Annotated in this window: 14 protein-coding genes and 3 pseudogenes; 7 read left to right on the forward strand and 10 right to left on the reverse strand. The window is 69.2% G+C overall.

Annotated elements, in window-relative coordinates; genetic code table 11:
* A pseudogene (locus ABT254_RS46615) lies at window positions 1–138 on the reverse strand (IS630 family transposase); the annotation flags it as partial.
* A 521-nt stretch (window positions 139–659) separates the two neighbouring features.
* On the opposite strand from ABT254_RS46615, the gene ABT254_RS42265 reads away from it, so the two are divergent.
* The 3 genes and pseudogenes from ABT254_RS42265 to ABT254_RS42275 all read left to right on the forward strand — a co-directional run bounded on the left by ABT254_RS42265 (window position 660) and on the right by ABT254_RS42275 (window position 2572).
* The gene (locus ABT254_RS42265; RefSeq protein ID WP_351482884.1) at window positions 660–1436 is read left to right on the forward strand and encodes a hypothetical protein; all 777 of its coding nucleotides are present in this window, start codon (window positions 660–662) and stop codon (window positions 1434–1436) included.
* A 156-nt stretch (window positions 1437–1592) separates the two neighbouring features.
* Window positions 1593–1907 (forward strand): annotated as a pseudogene (locus tag ABT254_RS42270) (HU family DNA-binding protein); the annotation flags it as partial.
* 26 nt (window positions 1908–1933) lie between these two features.
* The gene (locus ABT254_RS42275; RefSeq protein WP_351482886.1) at window positions 1934–2572 is read left to right on the forward strand and encodes a hypothetical protein; all 639 of its coding nucleotides are present in this window, start codon (window positions 1934–1936) and stop codon (window positions 2570–2572) included.
* A gap of 215 nt (window positions 2573–2787) precedes the next feature.
* Here the strand turns inward: ABT254_RS42275 and ABT254_RS42280 are convergent, their stop codons facing one another.
* Window positions 2788–4362: an alpha/beta hydrolase family protein gene (locus ABT254_RS42280; RefSeq protein ID WP_351482888.1), complete on the reverse strand. Its 1575-nt coding sequence runs from the start codon at window positions 4360–4362 to the stop codon at window positions 2788–2790.
* 633 nt (window positions 4363–4995) lie between these two features.
* Here ABT254_RS42280 and ABT254_RS42285 point away from each other — a divergent pair.
* Window positions 4996–6117: a PP2C family protein-serine/threonine phosphatase gene (locus tag ABT254_RS42285; RefSeq protein ID WP_351482890.1), complete on the forward strand. Its 1122-nt coding sequence runs from the start codon at window positions 4996–4998 to the stop codon at window positions 6115–6117.
* A gap of 582 nt (window positions 6118–6699) precedes the next feature.
* Here the strand turns inward: ABT254_RS42285 and ABT254_RS42290 are convergent.
* Window positions 6700–7617 (reverse strand): AraC family transcriptional regulator, encoded by a 918-nt coding sequence (locus ABT254_RS42290; protein ID WP_351482892.1) that lies wholly within the window; start codon window positions 7615–7617, stop codon window positions 6700–6702.
* A 101-nt stretch (window positions 7618–7718) separates the two neighbouring features.
* Here ABT254_RS42290 and ABT254_RS42295 point away from each other — a divergent pair, with 101 nt between their 5' ends.
* Window positions 7719–8702: an oxidoreductase gene (locus ABT254_RS42295; RefSeq protein ID WP_351482894.1), complete on the forward strand. Its 984-nt coding sequence runs from the start codon at window positions 7719–7721 to the stop codon at window positions 8700–8702.
* Between the two features lie 124 nt (window positions 8703–8826).
* Here ABT254_RS42295 and ABT254_RS42300 read toward each other — a convergent pair whose 3' ends face one another.
* On the reverse strand, window positions 8827–9279 hold the full coding sequence (locus ABT254_RS42300) for a DUF5707 domain-containing protein (protein WP_351482896.1): 453 nt from the start codon (window positions 9277–9279) through the stop codon (window positions 8827–8829).
* 864 nt (window positions 9280–10143) lie between these two features.
* Here ABT254_RS42300 and ABT254_RS42305 point away from each other — a divergent pair.
* Window positions 10144–11226, forward strand: a complete 1083-nt coding sequence (locus tag ABT254_RS42305; protein WP_351482897.1) for a class I SAM-dependent methyltransferase — start codon at window positions 10144–10146, stop codon at window positions 11224–11226.
* A 581-nt stretch (window positions 11227–11807) separates the two neighbouring features.
* Here ABT254_RS42305 and ABT254_RS42310 read toward each other — a convergent pair.
* Window positions 11808–12185 (reverse strand): MerR family transcriptional regulator, encoded by a 378-nt coding sequence (locus ABT254_RS42310; RefSeq protein WP_351482899.1) that lies wholly within the window; start codon window positions 12183–12185, stop codon window positions 11808–11810.
* A gap of 74 nt (window positions 12186–12259) precedes the next feature.
* Here ABT254_RS42310 and ABT254_RS42315 point away from each other — a divergent pair, with 74 nt between their 5' ends.
* Window positions 12260–12988 (forward strand): SDR family oxidoreductase, encoded by a 729-nt coding sequence (locus ABT254_RS42315; protein WP_351482901.1) that lies wholly within the window; start codon window positions 12260–12262, stop codon window positions 12986–12988.
* Window positions 12989–13280: 292 nt separating this feature from the next.
* Here the strand turns inward: ABT254_RS42315 and ABT254_RS42320 are convergent, their stop codons facing one another.
* From ABT254_RS42320 to ABT254_RS42340, 5 genes and pseudogenes are all read right to left on the reverse strand, one after another.
* Window positions 13281–13970, reverse strand: a complete 690-nt coding sequence (locus ABT254_RS42320; protein ID WP_351482903.1) for a type 1 glutamine amidotransferase domain-containing protein — start codon at window positions 13968–13970, stop codon at window positions 13281–13283.
* A 51-nt stretch (window positions 13971–14021) separates the two neighbouring features.
* Window positions 14022–14846, reverse strand: a complete 825-nt coding sequence (locus ABT254_RS42325; protein ID WP_351482905.1) for an alpha/beta fold hydrolase — start codon at window positions 14844–14846, stop codon at window positions 14022–14024.
* A gap of 183 nt (window positions 14847–15029) precedes the next feature.
* Window positions 15030–15641 (reverse strand): annotated as a pseudogene (locus ABT254_RS42330) (alpha/beta fold hydrolase); the annotation flags it as partial.
* Between the two features lie 394 nt (window positions 15642–16035).
* A complete protein-coding gene (locus tag ABT254_RS42335) occupies window positions 16036–19257 on the reverse strand; it encodes an ATP-binding protein (RefSeq protein WP_351482907.1) in 3222 nt (1073 codons plus the stop codon).
* A 574-nt stretch (window positions 19258–19831) separates the two neighbouring features.
* A complete protein-coding gene (locus tag ABT254_RS42340) occupies window positions 19832–20368 on the reverse strand; it encodes a TetR/AcrR family transcriptional regulator (RefSeq protein WP_351482909.1) in 537 nt (178 codons plus the stop codon).
* Window positions 20369–20442 lie beyond the last annotated feature (74 nt).

Genomic DNA, 20442 nt, shown 5'->3' on the forward strand with positions numbered 1-20442 from the left:
CGAGGTGTTGGCCAGGGGGCCGCGCCGTAGTAGTGACCAGACACCCTCGACCGGGGTCACGTCAGGTGCGCAGGAGGGGAGTTGGACGATGATGAGCCAGTCATGGCCATTCGCATAATCGCGCATCCCGGCTGCCCGCACGTTCATCGGCCCCGCTCCGTGGGCCGGGGCGGGGCCGTCGTCGCCCAGTGGTCAACCCGTCATCGGTCGCTCACAAGAGTCAACGCAAGAGAGACAGGAACAGGACCACCAAGGCCACCTCCACCGCGAGAGTGCCACCCACCTTGCGACCCTTCCAAGGGTCCATGCGCGTAAGGGGGCGCCCAGAGGGTGAGCCGCGTTGGCCCAGATGCCAGACGCCCTGCCAGTGCGTATTTCTTTGGCCTCTGCATGACTGTCCAGCTCATTCTGCCTGTATCCGAGACGGATTCCGTCTTTGGACCTGGATCCGCAAGGAGCATGCTCTTCGCGGTCTACCGTGCGCTCCCTGTGCTCCTGATGGATCGTCACGATTTCCCTCGTCCCACGGTATGAGTGGTCCCAGACTGTCACCATCCACAGTTATGACGTTTCTCAGGGAACCCGCCCACTTCACTCCCGATACGTGTGTCTTGGGCAAAGACGGCATCGACTGGAGTCCTATTGCGTCCGCAGGAGCAATGAGCGCCTTCTGCGGCATCATGGCGGGCTTCGTCCTCGCCGGCCTGGTCACCGTCATCGGCCAGAAGAATCCTCAGGGCGGGGACGGCCATGCGTCACGCGGCCTGAAGCTCTTCCTGCCCTGCTTCATTGGTCTCGCAACAGCGTCGTACCTGTATGCCCTCACCTCGGGGGAGCTGGTATGCACCCGGGCGATCACGGAGCAGTTGTTCTTCGGGGCGATCCTTGCCGCGGACGCTCTGATCGTGGTTGTCGCGCTAGCCTGGCTCCTGCCGGCTTACGACCGCAACAAGCATGGGGAAGTGCGCTTCTTCCGTGGATTGATTCAGTTCACGGCGCAGTTCGCGATGTTGATGATCATCATATCCGCCGATGGATTCAACAACTCGGTCCTTGAGCGGCATGTCAACGTCTGGGCCACCGTGCTCGTCTACGGTGGCGGAGTCGCCTTCATGTGCGCCATCCTCTTCGTCTGGCGGAAGCCTCTTCCCCAAGCACCGCCCCCACCCACCCCGCTTCCCAACGGACTCTCCCAAGCCGATTGGCCTGAATACTGGCGCGACGAAATCCTCCTGAATCGTCGTGTGCAGGTCGCGGCCAGGACTGCAGTAACTGTGGGCGGCCTCCTTGCCGTCCCCGGCGGGTGGGTCGTAGGCATCGCCTGGAACCACTGGACGTCGATGGCTTCGTGGCTCGCCTACACGCTGTCCGGCATCACCCTCGTACTGCCCGGACTCGCCATCGTCACCGCCGTACGGTCCGCTCCCCGGGCCTGATCGACTGTGTCGATGCGGAGTGGGGTGTGCGTGCGGCGGCGCCGGCGAAGCGGTCGAAATGCTGGTAGCGGCAGCCACTTGACCAGCCCCACGAGCCACGGCGAGGGAGCCCGCTCGACGCGCATCTGGCGCTGAGCGCGCTGCGCCGCGTAGGCCATGGAGGGGAACAAGGGCAAACCGCGCGAGACGCTCGCCAGGGCCCAAGCGGTGGGGTTTCCGCCGAGCCCGATGGCCCGCCCCGTTGTCGTGCACGTGGGGCACGTCGCGGGGGACCGGGTCTCGGTCACCGGCTTCGGCTCGTTCGAGAAGGTCGACCGTCCAGCCCGCTACGCCCGTCACCCGCAGACCGGCGAGCGGGTTCGGGTCAAGAAGACCTCCGTTCCGCGCCTCCGCGCAGACCAGGGCTTCAAGGACCTGGTGAGCGGCTCGAAGAAGCTCCCGCGCGGCGGCGAGGTCGCCGTCAAGAAGGCGAAAGGAACGCCGCCTATCCTCGTGTTGTGCAGCTACCGCGGGACCCGTCGAACGTCGCCCATGTTCTGGCGGCAGCTTTTCCGGCTCGTCTTGCCGACGACGTGCAGGACGTCCTGGCTGTCATGCCGGCTGCCGGATTGGCGCCGTCTCAGTCCTTCGAGGTCGAGGTGCAGGGTGAAACGGTGGCCATCCCCTCGCGCATCTACAACGAGGAGCCGGATGCCGGCTTGGAACGCCGCCTGCCCAAAACCCAGCAGGTGATACTGCACTGCCTGTACTCCCGGCACAGTGACGGCCTGGTCCGCCAGCGCCGCCTCGAGCAGCTCGTGGCATCCAGCGAGCCGTGGGTGGTCCCGTTCGTGGTGCAGCTGGCGGGCGAGTACGTGCTGGAGATCCTCGAGGCCATCAGCCGGGGGCTCCCCGGACTGCCCAGGCCTAACTCGCCCCAACGCCGACTCTACGGGCAGTTCATCGCCCAGAATCCGGCCTTCTTCGCCCGCACGGAACGCCGCGTGGTCAGCTACTGGTCGTGCTACTACCGCTGGAAGTATGGAACGTTCGGCACGTATCCCGGATGCATCCTTCTGGAAGCATTCCGAACGGCCGTGGAGGAACAGGTCGGCACACCGTGGCCGCGGCACACACCGCCCCCGGCCCCGCGATGACGATGCCCCGCGCGTAACCCGGCGAAGGTCCGCGCGACTCCATGGGTCCCGTGCCTTTGCACCTGTCCCGGACGGCATGAAGTCCTCCAATGACGCGAAGTCGCCGCGCGGGTCGGGTGGCGGAGCGCCACGTTCGTCGGCGAGTTTTGCGAGAGCGGAGGGCTGCGGCTCGCCCGGAAGGGGCGGTGCCACAGCCCTGGCAGCCCGGGGCCGCTCTACGGGCTGGCGCTGGCCACCCCGCTTTCGTCGACGGTGAACTGTCCGTTCGTGGCGCCGTTGAAGGTGCCGTTCCTGATCCACTCGATCAGGGCCGCCTTGACCGTGGCGTGGGGGCCGGCCCACGGTTCGCCGGGGCGCCCGCCGTAGGGCGTTCCGGACTGTGGTGTGCAGCGTGGGCCGGAGCAGCCCTCCATCTGCATCTGGTGGCTTGCGCACTTGACCTGAACGAGCACCTTGTTCGTCATCGACGCCGGGAGAGCGTTGAAGATGGCGGGCGCATTGGCCGGCGGCGCGGTGGCGTCCTCGAGACCGTGGAGGACCAGCGTGGGCGGCGTCAGCTGCCCCGCGACGGCGGTGTTCCAGCCGTAATTGGAGAACGTCGGCGAGCGGTTGAGACCGGTCGGGTTGCCGGGATCGTCCCCTCCCCAGTTCCGCCCCTCGGTGTCCTGCTCCATGATCTGTTTCCAGAACTGATCCTGGCTGCCGGGGATGACACGTCCGGTGCACGCGGCCTCGCGATCCGGCGGCAGCACCGGTGCCCCCGGGCGGCGCTCCAGCGTCAGCGGGAACGTGACGAAGCCCGTCGGGGGTGTCGTCTCCTCGGTCGGTCCGCCGAAGAGCGACGACATGAACACGGCGCGGTTGACCTTCGCGATGACGGCGGCGCTTCCGGGCAACAGCGGGTTGGGGTTGGCTGCGTACAGCGTCCGCCCGACGCGCGGCCCGCCGAGCGAATAGCCGAGCAGGGTGACCTTGCCGTCCGCCGGCTGCGCGCGTGTGATGGCGTCATCGATCACCTGACGGATATCGCGTACCCAGACGTCCATGCGCGCAAAGCGGTAATTGCTTGAGTGCGCGCGCCTCTGACCGCCCAGCGGATTGGTCAGGAGCAGGGTCCCCTGCTGGTCGAGGGTGAAGATCGGGTTGTGGGTGCGGTCGCACCCCTCGGGGTACGGACAGGTGCCGTCCGCGAGATAGGGCCTCAGGCTCGCGTTGCCGGGGTCGTTCAGGCCGTCGTCGAAGCGCGTCGAGTGGCCGTAGCCGAGCAGGCTCGGGGCGAACGTGTCGATTCCCGCCCGCGCGAGCCCTTCCTGCACGCTCAGCGAGCCACCTTCCGGGGCGGGGAAGCGCAGGTCGAAGGCCGGCGAGGCGGTGACAGTACGGCCGTGGATCAGCACCGCGGCCCGGTTGGGCACGCCTGGGCATTTGCCGTTCGCGTACACCGGCTGGACGCGATGCACCTGGATCTTCGCCGGGCGCCCGTCGAACCGAGGGTCCGGCATGAGCCCGGGCGGCACTCTGAACCTCAGCCAGTGATCGCCCGTGGAGACGCCGGTCGGCACTTCGTCGCACTGCTGGGCCGACGGCTTGGTGGCAACGGCCAGAGATGTTGTGCTGGAGCAGAAAGCGCTCAGGATCAGGCAGACGCTCAGCAGGAGCCATCTCGTCCGGGCGCCGGACGTTCGGTGTCCCCCGGTCCACACCCGCCGCCCGCGCCCCGCCGAGGCCGCCAGTACGTCCGTTATCCGGAGGATTCCGCGGTGTCGTCGAGTCATGCGCGCTGCTGCCATGCCCTAACCTCCTGCCGCTGGACGCGGGGTGAAGCCGACGCTCATCAGTCTGCCCAGCAGGCACGTTGAGAGCGCCCCGCGCACGGGCGCACAGGTGGCACAGCAGCGCGCGCGGCGGCCGCGTTTTCACTCTCGCCCCGGGCGGTGGCCCACCGCCCAATTCCCTGGCGCGGGCGTACGACTTGAAGGCCGGAAGCTCCTTGCGCCACCGCGCTCCCTCCCACCCCGCACGGTGACACGGCCCCTCAACCACCAAGGCGTACAGGACAGTTGACTGCGCAGGCTCACCACCCCACCCCTCATCCTGCTCGTGACCGGCAGCCGAGTACGGCCCTGCCCTCCCGCATCGCGGGTTGGAGAACAGAACAAGGACACCTACAACCGCATGCTCACACCTACCTCGGGACCACACCCCGGCCACGAGTCGGTCAGTCCTGCCCGATACAGCCCCCCGGCTCGTGCTCCTGGTCCACCACCCCCTCGGCGTGCACCCCGTAGCGGCTCAGCCGCATCTGCATCCGTGCCTCCCGGCCACCGGCCCAGCCCGACGGTTCACGAGGGTGCACGGCGCCCTTGCGACTACCTCAAGCGGCGCATATCCCCATAAGCAGAAACAAGTGGGACGCTTAGATCATGGCCCATCGACCACGGCCGGACTACCGAGGCTCCTGGCAGCCGGGTCACAGACCCACGCTTCTCGTGATCCCACTGGGGCTGATCGTCACGGTCTGTGTAGTGGATGTGCTGTCTCCGCCGCACATCCACCTCGGTCCGCTGCTGGTGGCGGCACCCGCGATCACAGTGGCGTTCGCCGGGGCTCGAATGACGGCACTGATGGGGGCTCTCGCGGTGGCAGCCCAGGTGCTGATCGGCGCACTCAGAGGGGTCCTGCCCACCGCCAACATCCAGGCCCAGATCGCCGCCCTGATCGTCGTCTCCAGCATCTGTGTCACCATCTGCATGGTGCGAGACCGGCGTGAGCAGCAACTGGACCGGGTGCGGTCGGTGGCCGAGGCGGCGCAGAGCGTGCTGCTGCAACCGTTGCCCGCACACGCCGGCCCACTGCGGATCGCCGGCCTGTACCTTCCCGCCGAGGAAGAAGCCGAGCTGGGCGGAGACCTCTACGCCGCCGCACGGACCGACCACCAGAGCACCCGGCTCCTCATAGGCGATGTGCGCGGCAGCGGCCTGGCCGCGATCAACAACGCCGCCCTGCTGCTTGGCGCCTTCCGCGCTGCCGCCCATCGCCAGGCCACTCTCCCCCGCCTCGCCGTCCACCTGGACGCCGCGTTCCGCTGGGACACCAGCCAGTGGCGACCAACGGCGGAGCAGGACACCCACGAGGACTTCGCCACCGCCACACTGCTCGACATCCCCGACCACGATCCGGTCGTCCACCTCATCACCTGCGGGCACCCACCGCCGCTCCTCCTGCGCGGCAGTCGGCTCACCCCCCTCACGGCCGAGGCGAGCCACCTCCCGATCGGATTCGGCGGGGTCTTCGGCATCACCGCCTACGACGTCCAGACCTTCCCGTTCGAGGTCGGCGACCTGCTACTCCTGTACACAGACGGCGTCATCGAAGCACGCAACGCCGACGGACTGTTCTACCCGTTCACCGAACGGGCGCCCGAGTGGACCAAGGACGACCCCGACGAACTCCTCCGCCACCTCCGGGACGACCTGCTGGCCCACGTCCACGGACACCTCGACGACGACGCGGCCGCAGTAGCCATTCGCCGTCTGGCCGTCTGATCCCCGGCCACCTGGGCCGCCGGGTGGTCGCCAGACTCTGCCTCGTGAACTTCGACCCTCGGCACCTCCGGCGCGGCTTCATCACCCACGCCATCCGCAGCGGACTCCCCACACACATCGCCCGAGTCATCGCCGGACACTCCGACATCAACACCACCACCGACATCAACACCACCACCGGCTACAACGCGCTCTACCTGGCCGAAGCCATCGAGGCCCACCGCGCGTTCATCGCCGCCGCCGAGCCCTGCGCCTCAGCGAGGAGTACCGCACCCCCACATGCGAGGAATCGGACGCCTTCCTCGGCACTTCGAACGACCCAAGCTGACCTCGGCATCTATGCCCGCGCCTTCCGCACCTCGTGTATCCACGAACACGCTTGCATCCGCCGTCGGCGACGCCGGGCCGGGGGCGGACGCCGTCCGCAGAGTGGTGGACCGCGAACCGGTCCTCGCGCAACAGCCTGTCCACCCGCACCTGGCTGCAGGACCGTCCAAGAATCCGGCACGTCTTCGTCCCCGTCGGCGCTGGCTCAACCTCCAGGAAGACTGGTGGCGCATCTTCCGCAAGGCTGCCTCACCACTAGGCTCTGGCAGCGTCCCGGTAGCGCCGGGGCGCGACGCCCATGGATCGTTTGAAGGCGTTGCTGAAGGCGCTCTCGGAGGTGTAGCCGACAGAGCGGGCGAGGGCCGCGACGCGGGTCGTGTCCTGGCGCAGAGCGCGGGCCGCGAGGCTCATGCGCCAGTTCAGCAGATACGTCAGCGGCGGCACCCCGGCCGCCTCCTTGAACCGTACGGCGAAGGTGGTGCGGGACATGGCGGCGGCACGGGCCAGCTCCCCCAGCTGCCAGGGGTGTCCCGGGTCGGCGTGCATCAGGCGCAGGGCCGGTGCGAGCCGTTCGTCGGCTAGTGCGCGCAGCCAGCCCGGCGGCAGCCCCTCGGCCTCGGCGAGGCAGACCCGCAGCACATGCACGAACATCAGCTGGGCCAGCTGGTCCGCGGCGAACTCGACACCCGCCCGGCGCGTCTTCATCTCCCCCATCAACTGTCCGACCAGCCAGCGCAGCACGGGTGCCTCGGCCGCGCCACCCTGCACGTGGATCAGCTCCGGCAGCGCCCGGCGCAGCAGCTCGCCGCTGTCCCGGCTGAGGTCGATGTGACCGGAGACGCAGGCGACGTCCTCACCGTGACCGAGCTGGCCCATGCGGGTTGCGGGATCCATCGCGACCTGGTCGGAGCTGACCGGCTCGACGCCCGGCCCGCTGCACAGCACGTACGGCCGTCTGCCGTCGGAGACCACGATGTCGCCCTCCACCAGCGGCAGGGGCTCACCGCCGTCCGGCGGCACCATCAGGCACCGGCCGCGCAGCACGGCGTTGACCTTCAGCTTGTCGCGTCCCTCGAGCCGGATCGCCCAGTCGCCTCCGGCCCTGAAACCACCGGAGAACACACTGCGGGCGTCGGCGACGGCGAGGGCGTCGGAGAGCGGATCCGCGGTCATGCTGGAACTATCACGCAAGTAATGCGGATTCTCAAACATTCATCGTACGGAACTGCGACCTTACGGTGGCCTGGTCAGCTTTTTTCGAAGAGGGGCCCGACATGACCACCGCACAGCACCCCGTCCGCTCCGGCTTCGGCGCCGCGTCCAGCGCCGAGGAGGTGATCAAGGGAACCGACCTGACCGGCAAGGTCACGATCGTCACCGGCGGCTACTCCGGCATCGGTCTGGAGACGGCCCGCGTGCTGCGCTCGGCCGGCGCCGAGGTCGTCGTACCGGCGCGTGACCCGGAGCGGGCACGGGGCGCACTGACGGACGTGCCCGGGGCCGAGATCGAGTACCTGGACCTGCTGGAGCCGACGTCGATCGACGCCTTCGCGGAGAAGTTCCTGGCTTCCGGGCGGCCGCTGCACATCCTGGTCAACAGCGCCGGGATCATGGCGACTCCGCTGATCCGGGACGCCCGCGGCTACGAGGTGCAGTTCGCGACCAACCACCTGGGTCACTTCCAGCTGGTCCAGCGACTGTGGCCGGCGCTCGTCGCGGCGGACGGCGCCCGGGTCGTGTCCGTGTCCTCGCGGGGCATCCGCTTCGGCGGCGTCGACTTCGACGACCTGCACTTCGAGCACCGGCCCTACGAACCGTTCGTGGCCTACGGCCAGTCGAAGACGGCCAACGCGCTCTTCGCCGTCGAGCTGGACCGGCGCGGGTCGGCACAGGGTGTACGTTCCTTCTCCGTGCACCCCGGGATCATCATCGACACCGGGCTGGTCAGGCACATCGACCCGGAGATCATCCGGGCGTCGGGCACGGTCGACGAGGACGGCAGGCCCGTCATCGATCCCGAGCGTCAGTGGAAGACGGTGCAGCAGGGCGCGGCCACCGGCGTGTGGTGCGCGACCAGCCCGCAGTTGGGCGGCCTCGGCGGGGTCTACTGCGAGAACTGCGACATCAGCCCGCTGGTGACACCCGAGACCGAGGCCGCCTGGTACGAGAGCGAGCAGACGCCCGGCGTGCTGCCGGGCGCCGTTGACCCGGCGGCGGCGACCCGCCTCTGGGAGGTGAGCGAGCGCCTCACGACGTGACGATCGCGTCGATGCGGGCCGGTTCGTCTGCGTCGAAGTCCAGGGCCGATCGCCACCACCCGCAAGGGGCACCAGGTGTGCCGTCCGGGCAGGTTGGTGACGCGGCTGCCCCCGGGCAGTCCGGTCAGCCGACCGTGAAGTCCGCCGTCTTGGTGTCCAGAGTGGTGGTGCCGTCCTTGGCAGTGGCGAGGACGGCGACATGCCAGGAGCCGCGCGGGGACGAAGCGGCCTCGGCAGCGGTCACCGCGGCCGTGTACACACACCGCACGGTGTCCGCGCCGGCGGGCTTGCATCGGGCCGACTCCGCATGGGTCATCTCCTTGGCGGTCGGCTGCTTCGCGGCAAGTCCCGACTTCTCGGGCCAGGCCAGCACCTTCAGGGTCTTCACGCCGGAGGGCGCCGTGACCTCGGTGGAGAAGGTGAACGAGCCGTCCCGCTCGCCGGCCGGGGCGGTGTAGCGGGCGGTGTTGTGCGCGAGGGCGGGCGCCTGGTCCCCGGCATACGCGAGAGCGAAGGCCCCGGCACCCGCCAGGACGACAGCACCAGCGACGACGGACAGGGCGATACGACGGGACATGGCGAGTTCTCCGTAACTCTCTCGAACACTCTCGGCTGAAGGAACCCGGCGCTCTCGACCACGCCGCTGCACCGATGCTCGCAATGCCAAGCCGCCCCGCACGTGAGTACGGAAACTCAACGCAACCTGGGTGATCGAGCCGGTCCGGCCGGCAGATCACCCAGAGCCTTTCGGGAAAGTGCTGGTCACAGCCACTTGAGGACCGCCAACAGCGCGCCCGCCTCGTAACGGACGGCGACTCAGCGCTCAACTCGCATGCCGGCGTGGTAGGTCAGTCGGTCTTCGGCCTCCTCCTGGTCACCGCGGCCGCGGCCGGCGCCCTTTCCTGAACCCACCGTGCACCCTCAACTGATCCACAGGAATCGACAGTTGGCCGCCGCCGCACCGGGGCCGCAGCCACCCTCACGGCGCAAAGTCCGCCTCGGGCTGGGTGCGGCTGATCCCATAGATCAGCGCAAAGCATCAGCAGCGCGGCGACCGGGACCGCGACCGCGACCGCCGCCTCCGGCCAGCCGGATTTACAGATGATCGCGAAGGCCGGCACCACGACGAGGAGGCCCCGGATGGCGGCTCCGCCAACGGGGTGGTCAAAGCCGGATCCTTCCGCACAGCGGTGGACGGGCCGCCGTCGCATCACGCACGGCACTCCGCGGAAGCGGGCGTCCCGATCCGGCCGGGGAACAGCAGGTCAGAGGCTTCGAGCAGGATGGATCAGAGATCCTGCCAAGGCCTGCACGGCCCCGCAGCGTTGCCTCCTTGAGACGTCACGGCACCGTAAGGATCAGGTCCACATCACGGGCGTAACGTGAAAGAACACCGGCCTTCGTGGGCGTGTCTCAGCCGCCCCGGACGGAAGGAGTGGTCATGTCCACCCTTGATACGCAGCAGGCGCCCTTGGATCCTGCCAGGCAGGAGGCGTTCGCGGGGGAAGTCGCCGATGTCCTGAACAAGGCCGCTCTCGCCCTGCTCGTCAGTGTCGGCCACCAGTGTGGCCTGTTCGACACCCTGGCGGCCCTTCCGCCGTCGACCAGTGCCGACGTAGCCAAGGCGGCGGACCTCGACGAGCGGTACGTACGCGAGTGGCTGGGCGGCATGGTCGTCGGCGGTTTCGTGGAGTACGAGCCTGAGCGGCAGACGTACGTTCTGCCTCCGGAGCACGCTGCCTGTCTGACCACCGCTGCGGGCCCGGACAACCTCGCCGGGATCATGCCCTACATCGCGCTCATGGGGGAGGTCGAACAGCAGGTCCTGCGCTGCTTCCGCGATGGCGGCGGCGTGCCGTACTCCGCCTATCCGCGGTTCCAGGCACTGCAGGCCGAGGAGACCGCCCGGATCTACGACCTGGCGCTCGTGAACACCATCGTGCCGCTGGTACCGGGGCTTGAGGAGCGGTTGCGCGCCGGGATCGACGTCCTCGACGTGGGCACCGGTCAGGGCCACGCGCCTCTCGTGCTGGCCCGGGCCTTCCCCGCCAGCCGCTTCCACGGCCTGGATCAGTCGGAAGCCGGCATCGAGACCGCACGCGCCGAGGCGGCCGGCGCCGGGCTGACCAACCTCGGTTACTCGCTTGCCGACTCGACGGAGATCACCGGGGAGTACGACCTCATCACGGCCTTCGATGTGATCCACGACCTGGCGCGGCCGGCCGAAACACTGGCGGCGATCGCGAGGGCCCTGCGTGAGGGAGGCACGTTCCTGATGGGTGACATCGCCGCCTCCAGCAAGCTGGAGGCGAACGTCGGACATCCCTTTGGGCCTGCGCTCTACGGCTTCTCCGTCTTCTACTGCATGACGACCTCGCTCAGCACGGGCGGAGCGGGCCTGGGCACCGCGTGGGGGCAGGAGACGGCGGTGCGCATGCTGAAGGAGGCCGGCTTCGAGAACATCGACATCGAGTCCGTGGAGGGCGATCCGATCAACGCCTACTACATCGCGACCAAACGCTGAGATCCGGTGTGCCGCACCGGGGTGGATGGAAAGTCCCCGAGCGCGGACCGTTTCGCGGGGCCCGGCGGTGGCGTGCTTGTGGTCCGCTTCGCCACTGTGTTCCTGCACGGGCGGCGTAGTGGTCGGAAGGGCCGAGGGGTGCGGCGGACACGGGGGGTGTGTCCGGCTGGCGGTGGCAACCGCGTCCGGGCTGCACAGGCCGAGCCCGTGGCCGACGGCGCAAGGCACCAAGGGTGCTCAGCGATCCTCCCGCCGGGACGTCAGCACGGGCTCGATCAGCACCCAGCGGACGTCCGACAGGTCGTTGGAACAGGAGCCGTGCGGCGTCATGTTTGCGAAGTAGCCGACCGCGGTCGGCCCCGCCAACGGTCAAAGGGCTGCGCTCGGGGGCGTGTTGGGAGCAGACAGGAGCAGGCGGAACGAAAGGACTCCCAGGCGTCGCGGCGCGTCGACTGCCCCATCAAGCACAGTAGCCCCGGCGTTACGGCCTCCGGAAACGGCCCACCTGGAACCAAACAGGACCTAACGCCCAGTCAGTACTCCAGCCGTAGATCGCTGGTGCGACGTCCGACCGCCCGCGCCTACGGGTGCGTGTCCGTGATCGCGATGACCTCGTCGAGGCGGTCCAGGGCGGCCTGCAGGTCGTCGACCTTGGCCTGGATACGGTCGCGCTCGGCGCGCAGCATGGCTCGTTGCTCGGCGTCGGTGTGCCCGGTGTCCCAGCATGGAAGGAGTTCCGCGATCCTCCGGCTGGTGAGACCGGCGGCGAACATCTGCTGGAAGAAGCGCACCAGGGTGACGGTTTCCTGCCGGTAGAGGCGCTGGCCGGACGGGCTGCGCTCCGCGACGAGCAGCCCCTGCTGCTCGTAGTAGCGCACGGCGCGTACCGAGACGCCGGCGGCCCGTGCCACCTCGCCGATGCGGACCAGCCGCTCGGCCGCAACCTCCGTGACGGTCATGGTGATTCCTCTCGCCCCGGTCCTGACGGCGGCACTTGCCTCTGACGCCGACGTCAGGTTTTAGCGTACCGGGCATGGACATCAACAACTCCGTCGCCCTTGTCACCGGAGCCAACCGCGGCCTGGGCCGCGCCTTCGCCCAGCGCCTGCTCGAACGCGGCGCCCACAAGGTCTACGCGACGGCCCGCCGACCGGAGACCGTGGACCTGCCCGGGGTCGAGGTGCTGCCCCTCGACATCGCCGATCCCGCATCCGTGAGGGCCGCCGCCGAGGCCGCACCGGACGTCTCGCTACTCATCAACAACGCGGGAATCAGTACCGGTACCGACCTGGTGACCGGTTCACTGGACGCGGTGCGGCACGAACTGGAGACCAACATGTTCGGCCACCTGGGAATGATCCGGGAGTTCGCGCCGGCGCTCGCCAGGAACGGCGGGGGCGCGATCGTCAACGTCCTCTCCGCCATGTCATGGTTCGGGGGCAAGGGCGCCAATGCCTACCACCTGACCAAGGCCGCCGCCTGGGCCATGACCAACGGAGTCCGCCTGGAGCTCGCCGAGCAAGGCACACTCGTCACGGCGGTACACCTCGGCCTGGCCGACACCGACATGGCGGCGGGCTGGCCCGTGGACAAGATCGCTCCGTCGGATCTGGCCGACGCGGCGCTCGACGGTGTCGAGGCGGGCTCAGCCGAGGTCCTCGCCGACCAATGGAGTCGGGACGTCAAGTCCCGGCTGCCGCTGACGCCGGAAGAGTTCAACGCCGCGATGGACCGCGCCCTGGCGGCACTGATGGCGGCCTGAGGGCCCTCGGGCCGTGACCGCTGCGAGGTCGTGCAGCGCGAGCCGCCAGCCGATCGGGGCGCCGTAATCGTGCACGTACATCGCGTACCGCTCGATGCCGAGCTGCCCGAGCAGGTCCCGGGTCAGCTCGGTGAGGGCGTCGAAGGTGTGGGGTGAAGCGGGTGACCGGCGGCGCGTCGGGGTGACCGACCCCAGATGGTCGGGGGCCACTAGGTGCCACCGGTCGGCGTGCAGCGGGAGCAGGTGGCGGCCATGAAGGAGCTCGGCCATGGTCTCACCCTCCGCGCCGGGCCTACCCCCTGGTCTTTTCGGCCAGCGCGATCAACTCGAGCGCGGCCGGACCGGAGGATGCCGGGTTCTGGCCGGTGACGAGCAGTCCGTCGGTCACCACATACGGTTCGAAGTCATCGGCCTTGGAGAAATCGGCGCCCTTGGCGATGAGTTCGTCCTCCACCAGGAAGGGCACCACCTTCGTCAGGCCCATCACCTCTTCCTCGCTGTCGGTGAAGCCGGTGGCCCTGCGGCCCGCCACCAAGGGCGTGCCGTCCGGGGCCCGGCAGTGCCGCATCGCGCCGGGGGCGTGGCACACCAGCGCCAGTGGGGTGCCGGACTCTACGGTCCGTTCGATCAGTGCGATCGACGTCGGGTCCTCGGCGAGGTCCCACAACGGCCCGTGCCCGCCGGGGTAGAACACCGCGTCGAAGTCGTCGGCAGACACCGAGTCCAGCCGTACGGTGGCGTCCAGTTGGGCCTCGGCCCGGGCGTCGGCCTCGAACCGGCGGGTCTGGTCGGTCTGGAACTGCGGCTCGTTGCTCTTGGGGTCCAGGGGTGGGCGCCCGCCCTTCGGTGAGGCGAGGATGGTCTGCCATCCCGCGTCCCTGAAGTGGTAGTAGGGCGCGGCCAGTTCTTCGAGCCAGAACCCCGTTTTGCGCCCGGTGTCGCCCAGTTCGTCATGCGAGGTCAGCGCGATCAGGACCTTCATGTGCCCTCTCCTGTCTCCTGGGGCGTGTCCCGCGGGGCGCCCACGGCGCGGTCAGGACCGGATGAACTCCAGCAGGTCGGCGTTGATCGTGTCGGCCTGCGTGGTCGGCATACCGTGCGGGAAGCCGGCGTACGTCTTGAGCGTTCCGTTCTTCAGCAGCTCGGCTGCTCGCGGAGCCGTGGCGGCGTAGGGGACGATCTGGTCGTCGTCGCCGTGCATCACCAGGACCGGCACGCTGATCTTCTTGAGGTCTTCGGTGTAGTCCTCCTGTGCGAAGGCGAAGACGCAGTCCCACTGGGCGTTCGCGGCGCCCATCATGCCCTGGCGCCACCAGTTCTGGATGACCGCCTCGGACGGCTCGACGCCCGGCCGGTTGAAGCCGTAGAACGGGCCGGACGCGACATCCCGGTAGAACTCGGAGCGGTTGGCGGCGATGCCGGCCTGCAGACCGTCGAAGGCGCCTTGTGGCAGACCGTCGGGGTTGGCGTCCGACAGGAACTGAGACGGTGTCACCGAGCTGATCAGCACCACCTTCGCCACCCGGCCCTCGCCGTGGCGGCCGAGGTAGCGCGTCACCTCGCCGCCGCCTGCGGAGTGGCCGACATGGATGGCGTCCCGCAGGTCCAGGTGCTCGGTCAGCGCGGCCAGATCGTCGGCGTAGTGGTCCATGTCATGACCGCCGCCGGCCTGCGTGGACCTGCCGTGTCCGCGCCGGTCGTGGGCGATGACGCGATAGCCGTGGTGCAGGAAGAACAGCATCTGGTTGTCCCAGTCGTCGGCCGACAGCGGCCACCCGTGGCTGAAGACGATCGGCTGGCCCGAGCCCCAGTCCTTGAAGAAGATCTCTGTACCGTCCGTGACTGTGATCGCGTTCATGGTGTACCTCCCTCACTGGCGTCCCTCTGGACGGCCTTGGGATGGATGGGGTCGCTGAACTGGATCGCGAGATGGCCGTCCGCCCTGTCCCGACCGAAGGTACGGAGCACCGATTGATGAACAGTGGACACGTTGTGGATTCCGGATCAGGGCGAGTACGAGGGCCACTCCCCCGGCGACCGGCTAGAGGCCTTGGCGGGCAAGCCAGGTAAGGGTGTCGTCGGCCAGTTCGCGCCAGCCGTGGTCGAACGGCGCGCTGTGCCCGCGATCGGCGTAGGTGACGATCTCGGTGACAGAGCCGGAGCCGGCGTAGAGCCGGTGGGCCGCTCGGACGACGACGGCGGGCACGGTGTGGTCCATGCCTGCCGCGACCAGCAGCAGCGGACCGCGGTCATCGCGGCCGGTGTCGATGGCGGTGGGCGCGTTTCGGGTGAAGTTGGCCGACGAGGCCTCGAAGAGCGGACGACCCGGACTTGGGATGGCCCAGCGGCGATACAACTCGTCGGACTCCGACCGCGGCAGCACGTTGCCGAACGCGTAGGCGAAGTGTTTCTCGGTCAGGGCGACGGCTTTGCGTTTGTTGCCCGGCCGGGACAGGACCGGCAGGCTTGAGCGCAGCAGGCTGGGCGGCAGGACCCGGATCCCTTTGATCGGCGCAGGGGAGATCGCCACCGCTGCGGCGGCCTGGCCGCCGCTGAGCAACTTCTGCGCGATCAGCCCGCCGAAGGAATGACCCACCACGATGGGCGGCGTCCCCAGAGTCGCAAGGGTCTTTGCGTAGGAGTCGGTGATCTCGTCGACGCCGAACCCGGCCGTGGCGTCGGGATCGGCCCGCGTGGCCTCGACGGAATCGGCCTCACCGGGTCAGCCGGGCGCAAGGGTCTCATGGCCTCGCTCGCCGAACAGATCCTGCCAAGGCTGCCAGGAAAGCGCATGGATCCACAGGCCGTGAATGAAGACCACCGGAGTGTTCATCGTGCGACCTCGCCTTCAGAGAGTGACGTAGGTGACGCATGATCTGCGCATCGCCGCGGCCGAAGCGTGCCGGTACGGCAGCGCCCGGTGGCACATGGTCCACGGCCGCCCGCACCCGCGGACGTTCGGTTGACCGTAGGCGGGTCTTGTTGACGACGAGTGGACACTCACTGACGCGTCGCAGACCGCCCGGGCACGACGGAGGCGGGTGCCGTCATGTGCCGGCAGGGTCCTCAAGGTCCGCCAGGAACCTTTCGGCGCGGTGGGCGAACAGGTGGGCCTCGCGCTCGGTGGACAAGGCCCGCGCCCTTTCGGCGGCCGCGCGGACCGCGGCAATGGGCTCCCCACTGGCTTGCAGCAGCTGTGCTCTCAGTAGCAGGATCAGGCCCTCCGGGTGGCGCTGGCCACAGGCGTCCAGGTAGAGGTCGGCCCGGTCGAGAGCGGCGGCGGCCTCGGTCAACGCTCCGTCCGCCAACCACATTTCACCGAGCAGCCCGTAGAACGTGGCCACGCTGGATCGTGGCGGGTTCAGCAGGTTCGCCGCGATGATTCGCTGAGCCTCCGCCGCGGCGCCGGCCGGGTCCTCGCCGGTCATGGCCCGGGCCCAGCAGCGGACCAGCCGCTGGTAGGTGCCGAGAAAGACGAAGGAGAAGTCCGGATCCACGGCGAGTCCCCGCTGCGTCGCGCGGAGTGCCTGGACCGGGTCACCGATGATCGCCGCGGTCCGCGCCGACATGGTGGCCCAGATCGTGATCATGTACGGGTCGGCGCCCGCCACCTCCTCCAGCCCGTCGAGCAGGGCCCGCGCCGACGCCACGTCACCGTGCAGGGCGGTCACCTCTGCGAGCGTCCCGGTCATGAGCAACTGGAGGTCGTGCTGGACCGGATCCTTCTCGCGTTGGGTGAGGTTGAGGACGATGTCCCGGGACCGGCTGAGGTACCGGAACGACTCGCCGATGTTGCCGATGTCCCACTGGTGAATCCCCCAGGCCTGCAGACCGCACCCGAGCACGAACGGGTCGGTGGACGCCTCGGCCTGTTCCAGCAGTTGGCGCGCGAGGGGCCCGCTGCGGTCGAGTTCGATGGCCTGGGCGTGGGAGGACCAGCGGGAGAACAGGAAACCGGCGGCTTCGACCTCACGGCCGAGGCGGCGCGCCAGATGCTCGGCGCGCTCGAGCAGGTCCCGCGACGAGAAGCCGTACATCGATCGCATCCCGACCACGGCAGTGAGCTGCGACAGAGCCATCAGCTCCAGCTCCGCGAGTCCGGCCGTCCGCGCCACCTGCGCGGCCTGCCGCAACTGACGCTCGGCGACATCCAGGGCGGACTTGCCCGCCGCACGCCGCCCCGCGCGCACCAGGGCGGCAGCCGTCCGGGCCGGATCGGCCAGCGGACCGGCCGCCCACAAGTGGTGCGCCAGACGTTCGGCGATCAACTCGCCCTCGGGGTCGGTCGCTTCCAGAGCGTCAGAGACCCGCAGATGCAGCCGGCTTGTACGCGACGGCGGCGTGGTCGTGGAGACCGACTCACGGACCACGTCGTGGGCGAACCGGAACAGGAAAGGATTCTCCGGTGTCGGCTCGATCATGCCCAGGGCCTTCACGGGCTCGAGTTGTTCGAGGCAGGTCTCGACATCGAGACCCGCCACCCGGACGAGCAGGTCGAGATCGACATCGCGGCCGATCAGGGCGGCGATCTGCAACAGATCTCTGGCGTCCCCGTCCAGGTCGGCCATCCGGTCGAGGACGACGTCCCGTACGGTGGCCGGAACCCCCGCCCGGGCCGCGGTGTCATCGGTGAGCACCCCGCCGTCGGCGAGCAGCCGGGCCAGTTCCCGCACGAAGAAGGGGTTGCCCGCGGTCCGCGTGTGGATGCTGCGGGCCACGCCCGCCCCGGGAGCTTGGCCGGTCTCGCGTCGGACCAGCTCGGCCACGTCGTCCGGGGCGAGCGGGCCGAGCCGGAACCGGCGGTGGCCGGGCACCCTGCTGACCGCGGCCAGCAGACGGGACAGTTCTGAGCCGGGTACGGGAGCACGGTCGCGCAGGGCGCCGAGAACGACGGTGCCGGCCGGCAGCCGGGCGGCCAGGTGCCCGAAGAGCTCCAGCGACGTGCCGTCCGCCCACTGCAGATCGTCGATCACGAGCACGACCGGTCGTTGGGCGGACACCTGACCGATGACGGCGACCACCCGTTCGAAAAGCCGGAAGCGGAATCCGCTGTCCGGCAGCACCGGTGCGGCCAGTACGCCGCCGCGAGGCTCGACGAGATGCCCGAGTTCACCGACGAGCCACTGCTCCCGGGCAGGTGGGGACAGGCCGTCGAGAATCGTGCCGATGGCCTGCACCCACGGCCACATCGAGGGCGCTCCGTCGCCCTCCAGACAGCGGCCCCACACGATCAGCGCTCCGCGCCGGGCCGCCTCGGCGGTGGCCTCCTCCAGCAGCCGGGTCTTGCCCACACCCGGTTCGCCCTCGATGATGCCGATCGCTGTGCCCCGGGTGAGCGCCGCGTCCCGGCTCTGCCGCAGCAAGGAGAGCTCCTTGGCCCGCCCGACCAAGGTGCCGACCGTGCTCGGCCGTGGGCGGCCGGCGTCGCTGTGCGCATCCGTCACGGCCGGCGACGGCGTCTGCGTCAGCACCCGTTGGTGTGCGGCCTGCAGCAGCGGCCCGGGGTCGATGCCCAGGTCCTCGGCGAGACGGGCACGGACCGAAGCGAACACCGACAGTGCCTCAGCCTGCCGTCCCGCGGCGGCGAGGGTGGTGATGAGGCCGGCTTGGACGGGTTCGTGCAGGGGCGCCATCGAGGCGGCCAGGTGCAGCGCCGGCAGCACTCGCTCCGGGCGGGCCAGTGCCGTCGCCAGTTCGGCCGCTGCCGTGCACACCTCGTAGAACTCGGCATCGAGGGCTGCGAAGACGGGGAGCGCGGCGGGGCCGCTGCTCAGCCCGTCACCCGCGGGACCGTGCCACAGGGCGAGTGCTTCTACGTAGTCGGCGAGTGCCGCCTCGCGGTGCTGCTGCGCCGAAGCCGTCCTGGCCGTTGCGACATGCTCGCGAAAGGTGACCAGGTCGAGCATGCCGGGTTCCGCCGAGAACAGATAACCGCTGCCGCGGCGATGGAGGAACGAGCCGCTGTCGCGGGCCGGGAGTTCTGGTTCGAGCAGGCGCCGCAGCGCGCCGACGTACTTGTGGAGGACGTTCAGGGCGCTGGCCGGTACGTTTTCCTCCCACATCAGGTCGATCAGCTCCGAAGTGCTGACCGGCTGCCCCTCACGGGCGAGGAGGAGCGCGAGCAGAAAGGCCTGCTGACGCGGTCCCACCTGCACTTCGGCACCGTCGCGCCAGAGCCGCAATGGGCCGAGGATCTGCAGACGCAGGGGAAGGATGTCGCCCGGCCGAGCCTGTTCACCGGACGGGACGGGACGCATTGACTCAGCCACGCTCATGGCCCCCGAATACATCCGGTCCAGGTTGTTTACTGCGTGGATCGCGTCTGCTCACGGCATGCGCAGCCAAGAGCTTACACGCGGCGATCGATTCCGGGGATTCGTGCGCCCGGGTGGGCAGCGGCGGGTAAAGCCGCATTGTTCGTCACCTGTATGTCCAGTCTCGGTGGCGACGATTCCGTTTATGCGTGAAAAGGCGTACGAACAACAATGCAGCGTCGAGGAAGGCCGCCACACCGCTGCTCTCGACTGCCTCACGCGACGAGAAGGACCCGCTTGCGGAGCAGGTCGAAGTCGGCACGGACACCGCCGCCTTGATGTCCTCGACCCGCTGAGCCGGATCCTCCAGGTCGCACGGCTGGCCGCCGCTTTCGCCCTTGCTCCTGGACGCCGGCGGCGGGATGGCGCTCGAAGGCGTGCCGGATCGCGACTGAGGCGGGCAGCGTCCGCGGGATCACCAGCGGGGATCGATACCCCGCGCGCGACCGCCCAGCAGCCGCTGGACGGTCGCCGGCGGCACTGCGGCAAGCAGCAGGCAGCGCACCCCTTCAGCCGCCGGGGCCCTCCACTACCGGTGCGTGCGCAGTCCGTCGAGGATCAGCGCGAGCATGTGGGGGGCCCGGTCCACGGGGCTGGACGCGGCACGCCACAACGCGCCGGTCAGCTGGAGGAAGTCCTCAGGTGCGGCGTCGTCACGGATGCTTCCGTCCTTCTTGCCGGCGTCGAGGAGCTGGGTGATCGCGGTGATGACCGGTCCGTAGCTCTGCTCGTTGATCGCCTGGTGTACGGCCGGGGTGAGTGCGTCGCCGAGGCCGTGCTTTCGCCGCATGGCCTCGACGAGGTCCAGCGTCCAGTCCCGGAGGGCTTCCAGCGGGGGCATCCGGGCCAGTAGGTCGGGCACGGTGCCGGTGATACGGGCGACCTCGTCCTGGTTGACGGCCAGGACGAGCGCCTCGCGTGTGGGGAAGTTGCGGTACAGGGTGCCGGCGCCGACTCCGGCGCGCTGGGCGATCTGGTTCATCGACGTGCCGCCGTCCGCGGCGAGCGCTTCGCGTGCGGCGGCGAGGATGCGCGCCCTGTTCTCACGGGCGTCTGAACGGACCACGGGACCTCACGTTGCTAAGTGGAGAGTTCTCCACTACGTTATCCGGAGAGCTCTCCACATACTTTAAGGAGCGT

Origin of the sequence: Streptomyces sp. NPDC001137, assembly GCF_040298885.1 — a bacterium.
Taxonomy (GTDB): domain Bacteria; phylum Actinomycetota; class Actinomycetes; order Streptomycetales; family Streptomycetaceae; genus Streptomyces.